The following is a 12,086-nucleotide window of genomic DNA, read 5'->3' on the forward strand; positions in this document are numbered from 1 at the left end:
ACGCTTCAAGCCATTTCCCGACCGCGTCTCTTCACGCTTGACCACAGCACGAAGCAAATGTGTGCGCACGCTAGCCCACAAGGGGAGAAGGGAGAGCCAACGCTCAGCCCTTATGTCCCTCGTTGACGCAGTCGTTCTTCCAGGCCCAGTCGAAATCGGCCTGCGACATGGACGAGCCGAGGCCCGGTTCGACATAAGGCCCGGCGCCGTCGATATAGACGATGAAGCGCGCTTGCTTGGTGAAGATCCCGACCTTGCTTGCGATGACGCCGCAGGTCTGGCCGCTCGCGCTGTCGCCGGTGAGGTCGACATGCGAGAAACTCGCCGCCGGATCGTTGGTCAGGCTCCGCATCCTGGCTTCGGCCGAAGCGATCGCATCGCCGCGCCAGTCGCCGCTAGAGCCGGAACAGGCCGAGAGCAACGCGCAGGCCAGAAGCAGGTTCGGTTTCGGTCGCATGTCGGCCCCCGGATCGTGGCCGGAACTTACTCGACCTTCGGTTGCGGCCAAAGCGGCATCGCAAATCATGGTTTCGGCGCGGTTTCGGAATGGGGTGCCGTCGCCGAAGCTGCCGATCTCCCCCCTTGTGGGGGAGATGTCCGGCAGGACAGAGGGGGGCGCTGTCCCGCCGGCGTATCAGTGGTCAAGTCGGTGTATGAGCGGTCAGACCCATCCACAATGGTTCGAGGAAGCACGCCGCCGCGGGCAAAGTCGAGGTAAACACTCTACGGCCCCCCTCTGCCCTACCGGGCATCTCCCCCACGAGGGGGGAGATTGGCCGTCACCTACGTCTTCCCAATCCTCTCTACCGCCTCCGCCGTCAAAAACCTGAGCACCACATCGCTCATGCCGAGCAGCGGCGTGAACGTCACGATCGCAATGCCATCCGTGGCATTCGTACGGGTGAGGCCCTCGGAATAGATATCCAGCGGCGGTTCCTCGTCGAACCAGACGCCGTGCAGCGTCTCGCCCTGCCATTTCTCGCGGCCCTTCTCGTAACTCTTGAACGAAAGCACGCTTTCGCCGGCTTGCACGTCGCCGCCACCGCCCCTGCGCACGACGACGCTGTCAATTGCGCCGGGAACACTGCGGCCCATCACCATATCGGCGATGGCATTGGCCGGGATCATGCCGGTGCCCCATTCTGCCTGTTGTTGCGGAGGACCGACCAGCACGCGCTGCGGATTGTCGCGCGTGCCTTCGCCGGTCACGCCGGCGGCCCAGAGCCGCACCGGGTGGTCGAACATTTTGCCCTTCCACCAGCCCGGATAGCGACCGGTGAGGTGCATGGCCCATTCCGCGCCCCCTGCCCTGGTCTTGCCCAGCTGGTTGCCGGCCATGAACAGGCGTTCGCGGTTCGTTGCCCCTGCCGCGTGAAATTCGGCCTGCTGCTTGTAGGGCGCGTAGGCTGCAAGAAGGTTACGGCGACGCCTGCGGTCCATCTCCTCGAGCAGCGCCAGATAGGTTTGCATCGCTGTCCAGGAGCGGCCGGAGGCTCGCTTCGAGGCCGCGGATGCGGCTGCGGATCTCGTCATCGCTCAACTGCTCGAGACTGGTTTGCTTGGCATCGACACTTTCGGAGAAATCCTTGGGCAGCAGCGTCAGCACGACCTTCAGATACTGCTCGGGTTTTTCGGCCCGCACCGCGGCGATGACGCCTGCGCCATGGACGCGGAAATCGGCGCGAAGCGCGGCGGCGAAATCATCGACGAGCGTCCTTCGCGAGCGCTTCGGGCGGAGGGACGGAGCGGCAGCGGCTTGGGTGGCTTTCGGCGTTCGCCTCGCCCGCTTCGCGCCGACGGGCTCGCGGCGCCTGCTTTCGTCAGCCATGCGTGACCGCATCAGATGGTGCTGCTTTCGCCGCCTTCGCCTTGCGGACCTTGCGGGCGGGTTTCCTGCGTCGCCTTGTGCTGGCCGGCCTGGCGGGCCGGGCATCGGCGGACGGCGCGGCCATTGCCTTCAGCCCCGCCGTGGCTGTGCGGACCGCAGCCGGGCCGAGGCCCTGGCGCGGGAAACCGAAACCGGCGACGGCTTCATCGAGGCCACCCCGCACCATACCGATGCGCACGCCCGGCGCGACCTGCTCGACACGGCCCGAGCGCTGCGGAAGGCTTGCGCCTTCGAATTCGCCGATAGCGCTGACGATCTCAGCGCCGTCATCGGCGGTGACGATGGTGGCATAGCGTGGCATCTGGGCCTCGAGCAGAATGTTGAAAGCGCCGCTGGGGAGAGAGGGCGCCGCCAGCGCTTCGAAAGAATGGATGGCGCGAAAACAAAAACCCCGCCGGCGGCGGGTTGTTGGCGCAAATCAGCACTATGGACAAAATAGTAGCATAGCTGCCTTCAACGGGCAATGGCTTCTAGGTACATTTTCCTAAATTTCTCGCAATCGAGCCAGCAAAGCCCCGTGCGCGCCACACCTATAAATTGAAACGCCAGGCCAGATCACAGCAAATTTTTGTCGGAACCAACCCTGGTCCGACGGGTTCCACCCTTAGTCGCAACGCGACAGACGACCGTCTCGCAACAGAGGAGAAGAGATCATGCTTACGAAGATTCTTGCAGCTTCGGCCTTGACCATCGGCCTCGCGACGGCGGCGATGGCCCAGAACGCCGGTACCGCCGGAAATGACGGCGCGGGCAGCGGCCAGACCGTTACCGTCAACCCGAAGACGCCGGCCGCGCCATCGCCTGACCAGGCCCCTCCGCCCGATACCGGCACGACCGGCAGCATCACAGGCGGCGACATGAATTCGAACGCCGACAAGAACTGCGCGAATAATCCGCAGGGCGCAATGGGCGATGCCAACAACAGCACCGCCACCACAGTGCAGCCGAACGTGAATGACAACAACTGCGGCAAGTAACTGCGGCAAGCAAGGGCTTGGACCAAGGGCCGTGGAGTTCGCTCCGCGGCCCTCGTCTTTTGGTCTGGCGGCGCGCCTGCGGAAACCGCGGCGGAACAATGGCACGGCTTGACCGTTCGTTCCCAGGAGGCAAAAAGGAGAGACCGATGGCAGACAATGACACCAGCACCACCAATTCAGCCAACGGCAACGCGAAAACCGCCGCTGCGCGCGCCACGCGCAACCGTCCCGCGTCCCGCAGCAGCGCACGAGCCTCGCGGGCATCGGAAGACGCGATGAAGAAGCAGATCGCCGAGTTGAAGCGCGAGGTGAACCGGCTGAACCGCACGCTTTCCGAACAAGCCGCAGAGACCGCGCATGGCTGGTATCAGGGCGCGGCCGACCGGGCCTCGACCCTTTACAGCGGCGCCTCCGACCGCGCGTCGCGCGCGGCGAGCCAGTTGCGCAGCCAGGCGCATAGCGTTTCGGAAACCGTGCAGCAGAACCCCGGCACCTTCTCGACTGCGATGTTGATCGGCGGCCTGGTCGGCTTGCTGGCCGGCATGGCGATCAGCCGAAGCTCCGCCCCCGAGCCGGACTGGCTGCATCGCTGGCACAGGTAGACATTTCCGGCCCGGCTAGAGAGCCGACCCGGAAAACGGTGAGGTTGCCTTGCGGCGACCGCGCGGAAGGAAAGGCCAGGCCGTCGCGCCCGGCCTTTTTCTTTCCCCGCCGGCGTTCAGTTTCCGAGGTTGTGCTGGGGCCTGCTCTGTTCCGGCGGCCGTCCCGGGCTGGTCATTAGCCGGTGCTTATGGGATCATTCCCCAAGGGAATCGCGGAGAGCAGGCATGGACAAACCTGCCATGGCATCCGTCTTTCGGATGCGGCATGTGCCAGCAAGCATTTCGGGCGTTCGCAGCCTGGGCCGGGGCCAGGCCGATCCGATCTTCCATTCGAGACCGCTCGGCGAGGCGATCCGCTTCATCGCCCAGGCCGAGGGGCAATATGACCTCAGCGCCGTCGCTGTCTTCTACGGCGACCGCCAGACGCCGCCGCTCGGCAACCGCGAGATCAGGCGGCTTTGGAGCGAGTATGGAGAGCGGTGGATGGAGGCCTAAGCGAGGCTCGCGCATCTCCGGATCGTAACCGCGGCTCGCGCGTTTCACCCCGGTCAATGGGAGCAAAAGCCATGAATGTCGCCAATCTGCAGCTCGAGGGCCTCCTGATGGCCGTCGCTTCGGTCAACCAGGTGCTGGTGCGCAAGGGCGTGCTGACGGTCGAGGAGATCGACATCGCGCTGCGCAAGGCGGAGGCCAGCGAAACCAGCGAGGAGCGCTCGGAAGGCATGTCGGCCTCGAGCCGCGACGCCGTCAACTTCCCGATCCGGCTGCTCGAACTCGCCAACCAGTGCCAGCCGGAGGCCGACATGCCGTCCTTCTCGAAGCTGGCGCGCATGGTCGGCCAGATGAAAGAGCCGTATAACGATCAGATGTGAGCGTGTGGGAAGGCGCCTTTGTCTTGAAATGTTGGCGCCGCCCCTCATCCGGCCTTCGGCCACCTTCTCCACGTAGAACGGGAAAAGGAAAGTTCACGCCCTGCCCGGCCAACCCTGCTTGAGAGCCAGCACGCTGCCCGGGCCGTGGACGGCGGCGTAGAGCAGGCCGGCGGCGAACGGGAAATGCGACATGAAGGCGCCAAACTCGGCCTGGTTTCCGGCCCAGTGCGACGGGCCGTGAAAGGCGAAGCCGAGAAAGATGACATAGACCGCGCCGATCAGCGCCAACGGCGTCAGATAAGCGCCGGTGAGGAAGGCGATCACCAGCAACGCTTCGAGGATCGCCGCGCACCAGGCCAGGAACAGCGGGAACGGGAAGCCGGCGGCCGCGATGTAGCCGGCGGTGGCGCCGATATCCATCAGCTTGAAGGCGACGGCCATCGCGAACATGGCGGCGAAGATCAGGCGGGCGATGAGGATGGCGGCGGTCTGCCAGGTCGATTGCATTTCCACGATGTTCCTCCGGATTGTTGAAGCGGTTGATGCCCCCAAGGACGGGCGGAGGGAGTTGGTTCCGACAGGCGGTGGAAAAATTATGCGAGGCGGGGACGCGGCGCCTCGCCTTCTCCCCTTGTGGGAGAAGGTGGATCGGCGCGACAGCGCCGAGACGGATGAGGGGTGTTCCAGCGAAGTGAGACGTCGGTATTCCCTGGAACACCCCTCATCCGTCCGCTTCGCGGCCACCTTCTCCCACAAGGGGAGAAGGAGAAAGTTGCGGCGGATGGCTGATCGAATCCCGAACGGTGCCGTATTCGGCGCCCCAGCGGTCCGTCATGGCGCAGCGAATGTCCCAGAGCTCGGGGAAGAAGCGGTGGCGGGCGCCGCCTTCGAGGATCTCCACCGGCCTGCCTTTCAGCGACTTCGCGCCGAGCCCGATCGAGCGGTGGATCAGATAAAGGTGATTGGCGCGGAATTTCTGGAACAGCTCGTCGAACTCGATCAGCGCCTCGGCCACGACATAGGAATCGCCGTGGTCGTAATGCTCGTCATAGATATCCTCCACGGACAGCCCGCGGCCGTCGAGATAGGCATGCCTGAAGGCCCGCCAAAGGTCCGGCGGCAGGCGCAGCAAAAGCTTGAAGCCTGGCGATTCCTGGCCGCTGCCATTGCCGAGCTGCAGGCGGATCTGCTGGTACTCCTTGGGCGACATGGTCTCCAGGAGGTCGAGCTGCGCCGTCATCATGCGCATCAGCCGGTGCACGCGGCCCATCAGCGTGACGATGCGATGTGTGTCCTGTTTCTCCAGATAGTCGAGGACGTCGACCAGCGTGTAGGCGATGAGCTTCATCCACAATTCCTCGACCTGGTGCACGATCTGGAACTGCAGCTCGTCGGCGTTGACCATGTCGGAGAGCGGTTTCTGGCAGGCGAGCAGCTGATCGCATTTCAGATAGACGCCGTAGTCGCGCATCTCGGGGGCCTCGATGCGGGCGTGATAGTCCGTCTTGTCCATGGCTTCTCCTCCTCGCGGCAGGTTTTCGACCTGGCGACAAAGATAGCGCTTTCGGCTTGAACATTGTTCCTTTCTGTTATTCAAATGACGTGGAATGAAGGACGATCATCGATGTCTTCTGCCATATTGGAGAACGAATGACGCTGGATGCTGTCGACCGGAGAATAGTCGCCGCGCTTGAGCGCGACGCGCGCATCTCCTTCGGCGAACTCGCCGAGGAGGTCGGCTTGAGCAAGACGCCTTGCTGGAAACGGGTGAAGGCGTTGGAAGAGGCCGGCGTTATCCGCGGATATTCGACCCGCATCGACCCGGCCAGGATCGGCTTCGGCATCGAGGCCTTCATTCAGGTGTCGATCGACTTCGAAGTGTCGGACGCCTTTGAAGCGGCGGTGAAGAAGCACCCGCTGATCCGCCGCTGCTACGCCACCACGGGCGAAGCCGACTATCTGCTCCAGATCGTCACCGTCGACATGATGGCGCTCGACCGGATGCTGCGCGAGGAACTCAGCCGCCTGCCCGGCGTGCGCCGCACGGTGACTTCGATGGCGATGCGCGAGATCAAGGGCGACATCTCGTTCGCCGACGCGGCGGCGCGTGCGCTGAGGGGATAAGGCGAGCGGCAAATTGAGACTCGGCTCAACGGTACCCCTGTCGGCAATCGAGCCGTGGACGCTGGCCGCGCCGCACGGTGTCTTTATGGCGACGCGAGGCGATCTACTGGTTGGAGGACGCGTGACGAGAATATGGGAGCCTGATCACGGCCGGCTCCCGCTCCACCTTCTCCTTCTCCGCGTCGGCCTTGCGTTTCGGGCATTCCTCAAAATCATGGTCGCGGCCGCCGCAGTAGGAGCAGCACTTGGCTGGAGTGTCGGGGTAAAGCATCGAGACCATTCCCAAGAATGCACCAAAACGTTTCCTATTGCAGCAGCAATCGCGTGAAGACGCTGCAATCGCCGTTCAGCCCGATGCCCAGACGTCGCAGTGGCAGGAGCTCGCCGCGTGCGCGGCGGGCTCCCGCTCAATCACCGCTCACGCATGAGCGTGGGGATGACGGAAGTCCCAGACAGCCCAGGCCGATGCCGCGACCACCAGCACGCCGAGAACGACATGCGTGGCCATGACATACGTGTCAGCCGCGAAGTGTAGCAACCAGGGCGACACGATCAGCCAGAGCCCGAGGACGACGTTTACCCATTCTTCCCACTCGGCGAACACCGAAAGCGTCGCGAGCGCCAGCGCGCCGAGAAGAACGCCGACAATCCAGGCGTTCCACGCGGGCACCGTTGCCGCGGTGAATCCGATGACCCATGGTGAGATGAACAGGCAAATCGCCAGGATCAGGGTGATCCAGTCCTGGCTCTTTCTTGCTTCCATCAGTTTGCTTGGCATGACAACCTCCATAGACGAAGCTTGACCAAAGCAACTGTATCCGCGTGGACATTGCACGCTTAGCGATTGATGTAATTACGTTTCTATCAGGCTGCAAGTGGCGGTCGGGCGGGTCCGGACTGCGCGTCGCCCGGCGCGGGACGGCAGAAATCCCGCCGCCTGCCGCTCAGACGCTGAAGTCGGTATCGCTCTCTGCCCCCAGCTGCGGAACCACGATTGCCTCGAGCGGCGCGTCGAGCGTCCATTTCACGCTGCCGGGCGAACGCTCGAGGCTTGAAGAACCGCTCAGCGACTGCGGCGCCACCCGCTGCAGCACCACGGTGCCAAAACCCTTGCGCTCACTCGTCTTCTGCTCAGCTCCAACGGCCGTCGCGCCGGATGTCTCGTGCCACAGAAGATGAAAGCGCCGCTGCGCTTGCGGGCCGGGCTCGACCTGCCAGGTGATTTCGATGCGGCCGCCTTCACCCGCCAGCGCGCCATATTTGGATGAGTTAGTGCCCAGTTCGTGGAAGGCCATGCCGAGATTCTGCACGGCGTTGGACTGCAGCGTCAGGAGCGGCCCGGAAAGCGAGATGCGCTCCTCATGGCCGAAAGGCTTCAGATGCTCCTGGATCAGGTCGAACAGGCTGGCGCCGGCCCATTCGGAGGTGACCAGGAGATCGTGCGAGCGCGACAGCGCCATGATGCGCGAACGGATCAGTTCCTCGAACTCGCCCGGATCGGTGGAGCGCTTGCTGGTTTCCCTGATCATCGACAGGATCACGGCGAACTGGTTCTTCACGCGATGGTTGACCTCGCGCATCAAGAGCCGGATGCGGCGCTCGCTTTCCTTGGCAGCGCTGATATCGCGGGCGATTGTCGAGGCGCCGATGATCTCGCCCGCGTTGTTCTTGATCGGCGAAATCGTCAGTGAAACGGTGATCAACGAGCCGTCCTTGCGCCTGCGCACCGTCTCGAAGCTCGGAATGCGCTCCCCCTTGCGGATGCGGCCGATGATCTCGGTTTCCTCGTCTTGCATATGCTCTGGGATCAGCATCAGGATCGACCGGCCGATGGCCTCTTCGGCGGTATAGCCGAACATGCGTTCGGCCGCGTGATTCCAGTCGGTGATCACGCTGCCCAGAGTCTTGCCGACGATGGCGTCGTAGGACGAATCGACGATCGCGGCCAAGCGCGCATCGGCATTCGGATCCTGTCGGAACGTCCCCCCGCGATTGGTCATGGACGGTAATTAGGGCCGGCCGAGGTCAAGGCAATCTGCCGCGAGCGAGCGTGCATTTGCTCAGGGTTTCGGGTCGCTGGAGCCATCTGCGGCCTTCCGATCCAGCGATATCACGCCGAAATCCTGCGACTTCGCGCCCAGGCCAGCGGCCAGAAACCCATCGGATGCCAGTCCACGGCGCAAAAGCTCGCGCACGGCGGCCGAGCGGCTTGGCATGCGTTTTTCGAAACGCCAGTTTTCCAGCGCCGCCAATTCCTCGTCGGTCAGCATGATCTGCAACCGTTGCGGCCGTTCAAGCTCAACCACTTCCGCCTCCATCCGAGCCGAATGCTGGGAGTTAGTATCTGCCTAACTGTGAGTAGAAATAGGAAGCGGCCATAAGGCGTCAAGAGGGGATGATTTGCCGACCGGCAATGAAGCCAACGATGCTAAGGATGCGGTGAAACTGCGTTTGATATACTTTGCTAACCAGCTGATTTATTTATTGATTTTAAAATTTGTGTATTGCCAACCGCACTGCTCCAGCGCATGGCTGCAACAGAGGGATAGACCCCCGCGAAAGGAGGGTTTTCCAATGACGCGAGGATTTTCCAACCGGCTGCGCGACGACTCTCACTGCAAGGTCCAGCAGGCCCTGCGGATCGACGGCATCGTCAACATCATCCGGGTTGCGGAAGAAATCAGGCTCAAGAACCTCGCCGACAACATCGCCCGCGAGGATATAGAAAGCCTGGTGATGCAAATCGCCCAACTTTACGGGGCGCCAATCGAGTTCGACGACCAGGCCTTGACGGCGCTCGACCTGCCGGAAGCCACGGGCGGCGACAACCGCAACGACCTCGAAAGAGCCCTGTGGGAGCACTCGCTGCCCGACGCGCGGATCGATTTGCTGCAGCTCGACGAATAGCGGGCGCCGCCGGCAGCAGCCCAAAGCCCCCGACGCCGCTCAGTCCCTGGCGGCCAACTCGCCCAGAATGCCGAGCCCCGTCTCATACCGGTCCGGCGCAACGCCCGCCTGATGAGCTTGCCACAGATTGTCGCGCAGGTCGGCTATCTTAACCGGCAGGGCAAGCTCGTTCGAGGCGGCGCGGAAAATGAAGCCCTCCTCGCTCTCGTCCATGCGCCTGGTCAGCGCATCGACCGCCGCCACCACCGGCAGGCCGAAGCCGGCGCCGTGCAGCCGCTCGAGACTCCAACCCTCGCCTTTCTCGACCACGTCATGCAGATAGGCAACCGTCTTTTCGTCCAGCGTTTCGACCGCATCGGCAACCCGTCTCAGATGTTCAATGTAGGGTCTGCCGGTCTTGTCTTTTTGACCTCGATGGGCCTGCTCGGCGATTTTGGCGGCCTGGTGAAGCATGGTCCTTCCGATCTCGTCACGATAAAGCCCGTCCCGGCGAGGGACGGCCGAGGCGGGCTTGCCCGGGTCGGAACCCGGTCCGGATGACGGGCCTTCGGGGGAACTGCGCGCCATCATGCATGCAAAAACCTCGGCACCGGCCTAATGTTCCAACGCTGCCGGATTTTTGAGGATGCGCCATCGCCAATCCGCGCCACCCGTTCCAGGCGGAATGCCAGCACCTGAGGCGCGTCGCTGAAACGGATTCAGACGACACGCTTTAGGTCTTTGTTTTGATGCTCGTCGTCCCAGAACCGCTGCGCCCTTCTGGGCGACATGCATTAAAAAGAAGCCCGGACCAGGAGCCGGGCAAGAGAGGTCTTGGGAACATGCTGACCGGGGGTCACGTTCAGCGTTTGCTAATTTGGCGGTTCATTATGACGGCCAGATGAAGGCACATTCGTCCGTGTCGTTGTGCTCAGTGCCTGCCTCGACGCAGAAAGAGCTTTCGACAGGAACTTCGCGGTCGTGTTGCCGTTAGCCCTCCGTGTCCAACAGGAGGTCCGGCCATGGACTGGAACCGCGTCGAAGGCAATTGGAAGCAGGTGAAGGGCAAGGTGAAGGAAAAGTGGGGCAAGCTGACCGACGACGATCTCGACCGTATCGCCGGAAAGCGCGACCAGCTCGAAGGCATAATCCAGGAACGCTACGGCCTGGAGAAGGATCGCGTGCGCCGCGACATCGACGACTGGTACAGGATGCAGGGCTGGTAAAAGCCGGCTCCCCAAAAACGAAGGGCGTTGCCCTGCGGCAGCGCCTTTTTGCGTAAGCCGGTCAAGCCCGCGCGATGGCGGCGAATGGCTCCGACGGGCTGCCATGGCCGAGTTCCGCCCGCGCTGCGGGCGCACCGTATTATCCGGATTCGGCTTGCCTTCGCGAGGCTCCTGGCGCGCCGCCTTGCGGCGGTTCCAGAAGGCGAATCAGCCTCGGATCTCATGGTCCGCCGCCGGCGAGACGCCCCGGATGTCAAATTGCGGAAACGGATGAAACATGCCGCCGCCTCGACAGTTCCTACCGGAAGGAGTTGGCTCATGATCAACCGAGACGATGGCGCCGAACCCGGCGACGGCAAAGCGGCTCAACCAGCGCAGGGCGATGTGGAAATGCTTGCCCGCCGCCTGGCAAAGGATATGGACATCTCGGAGGACGAGGCTCGCGAGCTGATCGAGCTTATCGGCCCCGACTGGACTTCACTGGTGAGAGAGGCGAGGTTCCTCAAGGGACGGCACTGATCAAGGCTTGTCGAGATGATTTTCCCGCAGCCGGGGCAATCATCTCAGGAATGGGTGAGCCCAGCCCGGCCGCCACGGCGCCGCTCACGCCGCGCCCCTATTTGGCGGCGGCCTTCTTCTTCACCTTCTTTACCGGCTCCTCCACCGGCTCCTGCGCCAGCCTGGCCTTGCGAAGACGCGCCGTCTTGGCAACTCTGGCCGCCGCCTCGCTGTCGATGATGGCGCGCGCGGTCTTTGTAGTGGCCTCGTTCTTGGCGTCGCCTTTCGGCTTGAACACATTCGTATCAGCCATGTGCTACCTCGCTATGCAAATGAAAAAGGCCGGGCGAACCCGACCTTCCCTCAAAGCCCCAGCGCCTGTGCCGGTACATCCGTGGTCAAAGGCGCCGACGCATGGCTTAGGCTGCCTGGAGGTTCTCCGCGGCGCTCTTGCCGCTGCGAGCGTCCTTGACGACGTCAAAGCTTACCTTCTGGCCTTCGACGAGAGAACGCATCCCTGCGCGCTCCACGGCGGAGATGTGAACGAACACGTCCGGCTGGCCGCCGCCCTGTTCGATGAAGCCAAAGCCCTTAGTGGCGTTGAAAAACTTCACGGTTCCAGTAGTCATACGATTTCCTTTCAAATCGACGCAAATTACCGCCGCTTGGCCGAATGCCAAACGTCACGGTTTTCGAAATTGAGAGGGAAGATCGTCGGGCGCAAAGGCCCTGAAACAACGTTCGTTCAACAAGATCGATATCACACATATAGCGTTTAAACTGACTCCCGGCAAGACAACCCCCGATATATTTATGCAGGACCCTTTTCGGCACCCGACCGGATCCGCCCTCTGATGCGGAAGGTGACGATGACGGCGGAACCGACGTCATCGCCGCCAGTTACTCACCATCTTCGTTAGCTCTTGCTTATCTACGCAAAACACCTGTCCGAGCCTGTCGTGCAAGTCGCTCCGATTATCCCTGGCCTCGGCTGCCATTGCGCTAGCGCTCGG

The 12,086-nt window shown here is 62.8% G+C and carries 20 protein-coding genes; 8 read left to right on the forward strand and 12 right to left on the reverse strand.

The features are described from left to right. Window positions 1-103 precede the first annotated feature (103 nt). The 4 genes from FJ980_RS11545 to FJ980_RS11560 all read right to left on the reverse strand — a co-directional run bounded on the left by FJ980_RS11545 (window position 104) and on the right by FJ980_RS11560 (window position 2,189). Window positions 104-457, reverse strand: a complete 354-nt coding sequence (locus tag FJ980_RS11545) for a hypothetical protein (protein ID WP_140543015.1) — start codon at window positions 455-457, stop codon at window positions 104-106. 326 nt (window positions 458-783) lie between these two features. After that, window positions 784-1,470: a terminase family protein gene (locus FJ980_RS11550; protein ID WP_246676398.1), complete on the reverse strand. Its 687-nt coding sequence runs from the start codon at window positions 1,468-1,470 to the stop codon at window positions 784-786. Next, entirely contained in the window at window positions 1,418-1,828 is a 411-nt protein-coding gene (locus FJ980_RS11555) for a hypothetical protein (RefSeq protein ID WP_140543017.1), read from the reverse strand. The genes FJ980_RS11550 and FJ980_RS11555 overlap by 53 nt, the downstream gene beginning before the upstream one ends. Next, entirely contained in the window at window positions 1,821-2,189 is a 369-nt protein-coding gene (locus FJ980_RS11560) for a hypothetical protein (RefSeq protein ID WP_140543018.1), read from the reverse strand. The genes FJ980_RS11555 and FJ980_RS11560 overlap by 8 nt, the downstream gene beginning before the upstream one ends. 382 nt (window positions 2,190-2,571) lie before the next feature. On the opposite strand from FJ980_RS11560, the gene FJ980_RS11565 reads away from it, so the two are divergent. The 4 genes from FJ980_RS11565 (at window position 2,572) to FJ980_RS11580 (ending at window position 4,339) form a co-directional block, all read left to right on the forward strand. Continuing rightward, window positions 2,572-2,865: a hypothetical protein gene (locus FJ980_RS11565; RefSeq protein ID WP_348640653.1), complete on the forward strand. Its 294-nt coding sequence runs from the start codon at window positions 2,572-2,574 to the stop codon at window positions 2,863-2,865. Window positions 2,866-3,011: 146 nt separating this feature from the next. Further along, the gene (locus tag FJ980_RS11570; RefSeq protein WP_246673339.1) at window positions 3,012-3,467 is read left to right on the forward strand and encodes a hypothetical protein; all 456 of its coding nucleotides are present in this window, start codon (window positions 3,012-3,014) and stop codon (window positions 3,465-3,467) included. A 225-nt stretch (window positions 3,468-3,692) separates the two neighbouring features. Beyond that, complete coding sequence (locus FJ980_RS11575; protein ID WP_095768410.1) at window positions 3,693-3,962, forward strand: hypothetical protein; 270 nt, start codon at window positions 3,693-3,695, stop codon at window positions 3,960-3,962. Window positions 3,963-4,033: 71 nt separating this feature from the next. Beyond that, window positions 4,034-4,339: a hypothetical protein gene (locus FJ980_RS11580; protein WP_095768409.1), complete on the forward strand. Its 306-nt coding sequence runs from the start codon at window positions 4,034-4,036 to the stop codon at window positions 4,337-4,339. Window positions 4,340-4,432: 93 nt separating this feature from the next. Here FJ980_RS11580 and FJ980_RS11585 read toward each other — a convergent pair whose 3' ends face one another. Together FJ980_RS11585 and FJ980_RS11590 are read right to left on the reverse strand one after the other, a co-directional pair. Continuing rightward, window positions 4,433-4,846, reverse strand: a complete 414-nt coding sequence (locus tag FJ980_RS11585; protein ID WP_140543075.1) for a DoxX family protein — start codon at window positions 4,844-4,846, stop codon at window positions 4,433-4,435. A gap of 214 nt (window positions 4,847-5,060) precedes the next feature. Then, on the reverse strand, window positions 5,061-5,852 hold the full coding sequence (locus FJ980_RS11590) for a tryptophan 2,3-dioxygenase family protein (RefSeq protein ID WP_140543020.1): 792 nt from the start codon (window positions 5,850-5,852) through the stop codon (window positions 5,061-5,063). 137 nt (window positions 5,853-5,989) lie between these two features. Here FJ980_RS11590 and FJ980_RS11595 point away from each other — a divergent pair, with 137 nt between their 5' ends. Beyond that, on the forward strand, window positions 5,990-6,463 hold the full coding sequence (locus tag FJ980_RS11595) for an Lrp/AsnC family transcriptional regulator (RefSeq protein ID WP_140543021.1): 474 nt from the start codon (window positions 5,990-5,992) through the stop codon (window positions 6,461-6,463). Between the two features lie 418 nt (window positions 6,464-6,881). On the opposite strand, the gene FJ980_RS11600 is transcribed toward FJ980_RS11595, so the two are convergent. From FJ980_RS11600 to FJ980_RS11610, 3 genes are all read right to left on the reverse strand, one after another. Next, the gene (locus FJ980_RS11600) at window positions 6,882-7,241 is read right to left on the reverse strand and encodes an SPW repeat protein (protein WP_095768502.1); all 360 of its coding nucleotides are present in this window, start codon (window positions 7,239-7,241) and stop codon (window positions 6,882-6,884) included. Between the two features lie 166 nt (window positions 7,242-7,407). Continuing rightward, window positions 7,408-8,412 (reverse strand): PAS domain S-box protein, encoded by a 1,005-nt coding sequence (locus tag FJ980_RS11605; RefSeq protein ID WP_246673341.1) that lies wholly within the window; start codon window positions 8,410-8,412, stop codon window positions 7,408-7,410. Window positions 8,413-8,523: 111 nt separating this feature from the next. Further along, window positions 8,524-8,769: a hypothetical protein gene (locus FJ980_RS11610; protein WP_140543076.1), complete on the reverse strand. Its 246-nt coding sequence runs from the start codon at window positions 8,767-8,769 to the stop codon at window positions 8,524-8,526. A 94-nt stretch (window positions 8,770-8,863) separates the two neighbouring features. Here FJ980_RS11610 and FJ980_RS11615 point away from each other — a divergent pair, with 94 nt between their 5' ends. After that, a complete protein-coding gene (locus tag FJ980_RS11615; RefSeq protein WP_140543023.1) occupies window positions 8,864-9,370 on the forward strand; it encodes a hypothetical protein in 507 nt (168 codons plus the stop codon). A 39-nt stretch (window positions 9,371-9,409) separates the two neighbouring features. On the opposite strand, the gene FJ980_RS11620 is transcribed toward FJ980_RS11615, so the two are convergent. Then, a complete protein-coding gene (locus FJ980_RS11620) occupies window positions 9,410-9,823 on the reverse strand; it encodes an HD domain-containing protein (protein WP_140543024.1) in 414 nt (137 codons plus the stop codon). A 548-nt stretch (window positions 9,824-10,371) separates the two neighbouring features. On the opposite strand from FJ980_RS11620, the gene FJ980_RS11625 reads away from it, so the two are divergent. Together FJ980_RS11625 and FJ980_RS11630 are read left to right on the forward strand one after the other, a co-directional pair. Then, window positions 10,372-10,575: a CsbD family protein gene (locus FJ980_RS11625; protein ID WP_140543025.1), complete on the forward strand. Its 204-nt coding sequence runs from the start codon at window positions 10,372-10,374 to the stop codon at window positions 10,573-10,575. Window positions 10,576-10,893: 318 nt separating this feature from the next. Beyond that, window positions 10,894-11,094 (forward strand): hypothetical protein, encoded by a 201-nt coding sequence (locus tag FJ980_RS11630; RefSeq protein WP_140543026.1) that lies wholly within the window; start codon window positions 10,894-10,896, stop codon window positions 11,092-11,094. A gap of 97 nt (window positions 11,095-11,191) precedes the next feature. On the opposite strand, the gene FJ980_RS11635 is transcribed toward FJ980_RS11630, so the two are convergent. Together FJ980_RS11635 and FJ980_RS11640 are read right to left on the reverse strand one after the other, a co-directional pair. Beyond that, complete coding sequence (locus FJ980_RS11635; protein ID WP_140543027.1) at window positions 11,192-11,386, reverse strand: hypothetical protein; 195 nt, start codon at window positions 11,384-11,386, stop codon at window positions 11,192-11,194. 106 nt (window positions 11,387-11,492) lie between these two features. After that, window positions 11,493-11,702 carry a cold-shock protein gene (locus tag FJ980_RS11640; RefSeq protein WP_095768399.1) on the reverse strand — a complete coding sequence of 70 codons (210 nt, stop codon included), beginning with the start codon at window positions 11,700-11,702 and terminating at the stop codon, window positions 11,493-11,495. Between the last annotated feature and the right edge of the window lie 384 nt (window positions 11,703-12,086).

It is taken from the genome of Mesorhizobium sp. B1-1-5, assembly GCF_006443065.1.
Taxonomy (GTDB): domain Bacteria; phylum Pseudomonadota; class Alphaproteobacteria; order Rhizobiales; family Rhizobiaceae; genus Mesorhizobium.

Excerpts from the sequence above, each read along its gene's own strand:
- FJ980_RS11550 (WP_246676398.1), bottom strand. The coding sequence starts at position 1,470 with ATGCAAACCTATCTGGCGCTGCTCGAGGAGATGGACCGCAGGCGTCGC.
- FJ980_RS11630 (WP_140543026.1), top strand. The coding sequence starts at position 10,894 with ATGATCAACCGAGACGATGGCGCCGAACCCGGCGACGGCAAAGCGGCT.
- FJ980_RS11595 (WP_140543021.1), top strand. The coding sequence starts at position 5,990 with ATGACGCTGGATGCTGTCGACCGGAGAATAGTCGCCGCGCTTGAGCGC.
- FJ980_RS11570 (WP_246673339.1), top strand. The coding sequence starts at position 3,012 with ATGGCAGACAATGACACCAGCACCACCAATTCAGCCAACGGCAACGCG.
- FJ980_RS11545 (WP_140543015.1), bottom strand. The coding sequence starts at position 457 with ATGCGACCGAAACCGAACCTGCTTCTGGCCTGCGCGTTGCTCTCGGCC.
- FJ980_RS11625 (WP_140543025.1), top strand. The coding sequence starts at position 10,372 with ATGGACTGGAACCGCGTCGAAGGCAATTGGAAGCAGGTGAAGGGCAAG.
- FJ980_RS11635 (WP_140543027.1), bottom strand. The coding sequence starts at position 11,386 with ATGGCTGATACGAATGTGTTCAAGCCGAAAGGCGACGCCAAGAACGAG.
- FJ980_RS11580 (WP_095768409.1), top strand. The coding sequence starts at position 4,034 with ATGAATGTCGCCAATCTGCAGCTCGAGGGCCTCCTGATGGCCGTCGCT.
- FJ980_RS11640 (WP_095768399.1), bottom strand. The coding sequence starts at position 11,702 with ATGACTACTGGAACCGTGAAGTTTTTCAACGCCACTAAGGGCTTTGGC.
- FJ980_RS11560 (WP_140543018.1), bottom strand. The coding sequence starts at position 2,189 with ATGCCACGCTATGCCACCATCGTCACCGCCGATGACGGCGCTGAGATC.
- FJ980_RS11555 (WP_140543017.1), bottom strand. The coding sequence starts at position 1,828 with ATGGCTGACGAAAGCAGGCGCCGCGAGCCCGTCGGCGCGAAGCGGGCG.
- FJ980_RS11600 (WP_095768502.1), bottom strand. The coding sequence starts at position 7,241 with ATGCCAAGCAAACTGATGGAAGCAAGAAAGAGCCAGGACTGGATCACC.
- FJ980_RS11585 (WP_140543075.1), bottom strand. The coding sequence starts at position 4,846 with ATGCAATCGACCTGGCAGACCGCCGCCATCCTCATCGCCCGCCTGATC.
- FJ980_RS11575 (WP_095768410.1), top strand. The coding sequence starts at position 3,693 with ATGGACAAACCTGCCATGGCATCCGTCTTTCGGATGCGGCATGTGCCA.
- FJ980_RS11620 (WP_140543024.1), bottom strand. The coding sequence starts at position 9,823 with ATGCTTCACCAGGCCGCCAAAATCGCCGAGCAGGCCCATCGAGGTCAA.
- FJ980_RS11590 (WP_140543020.1), bottom strand. The coding sequence starts at position 5,852 with ATGGACAAGACGGACTATCACGCCCGCATCGAGGCCCCCGAGATGCGC.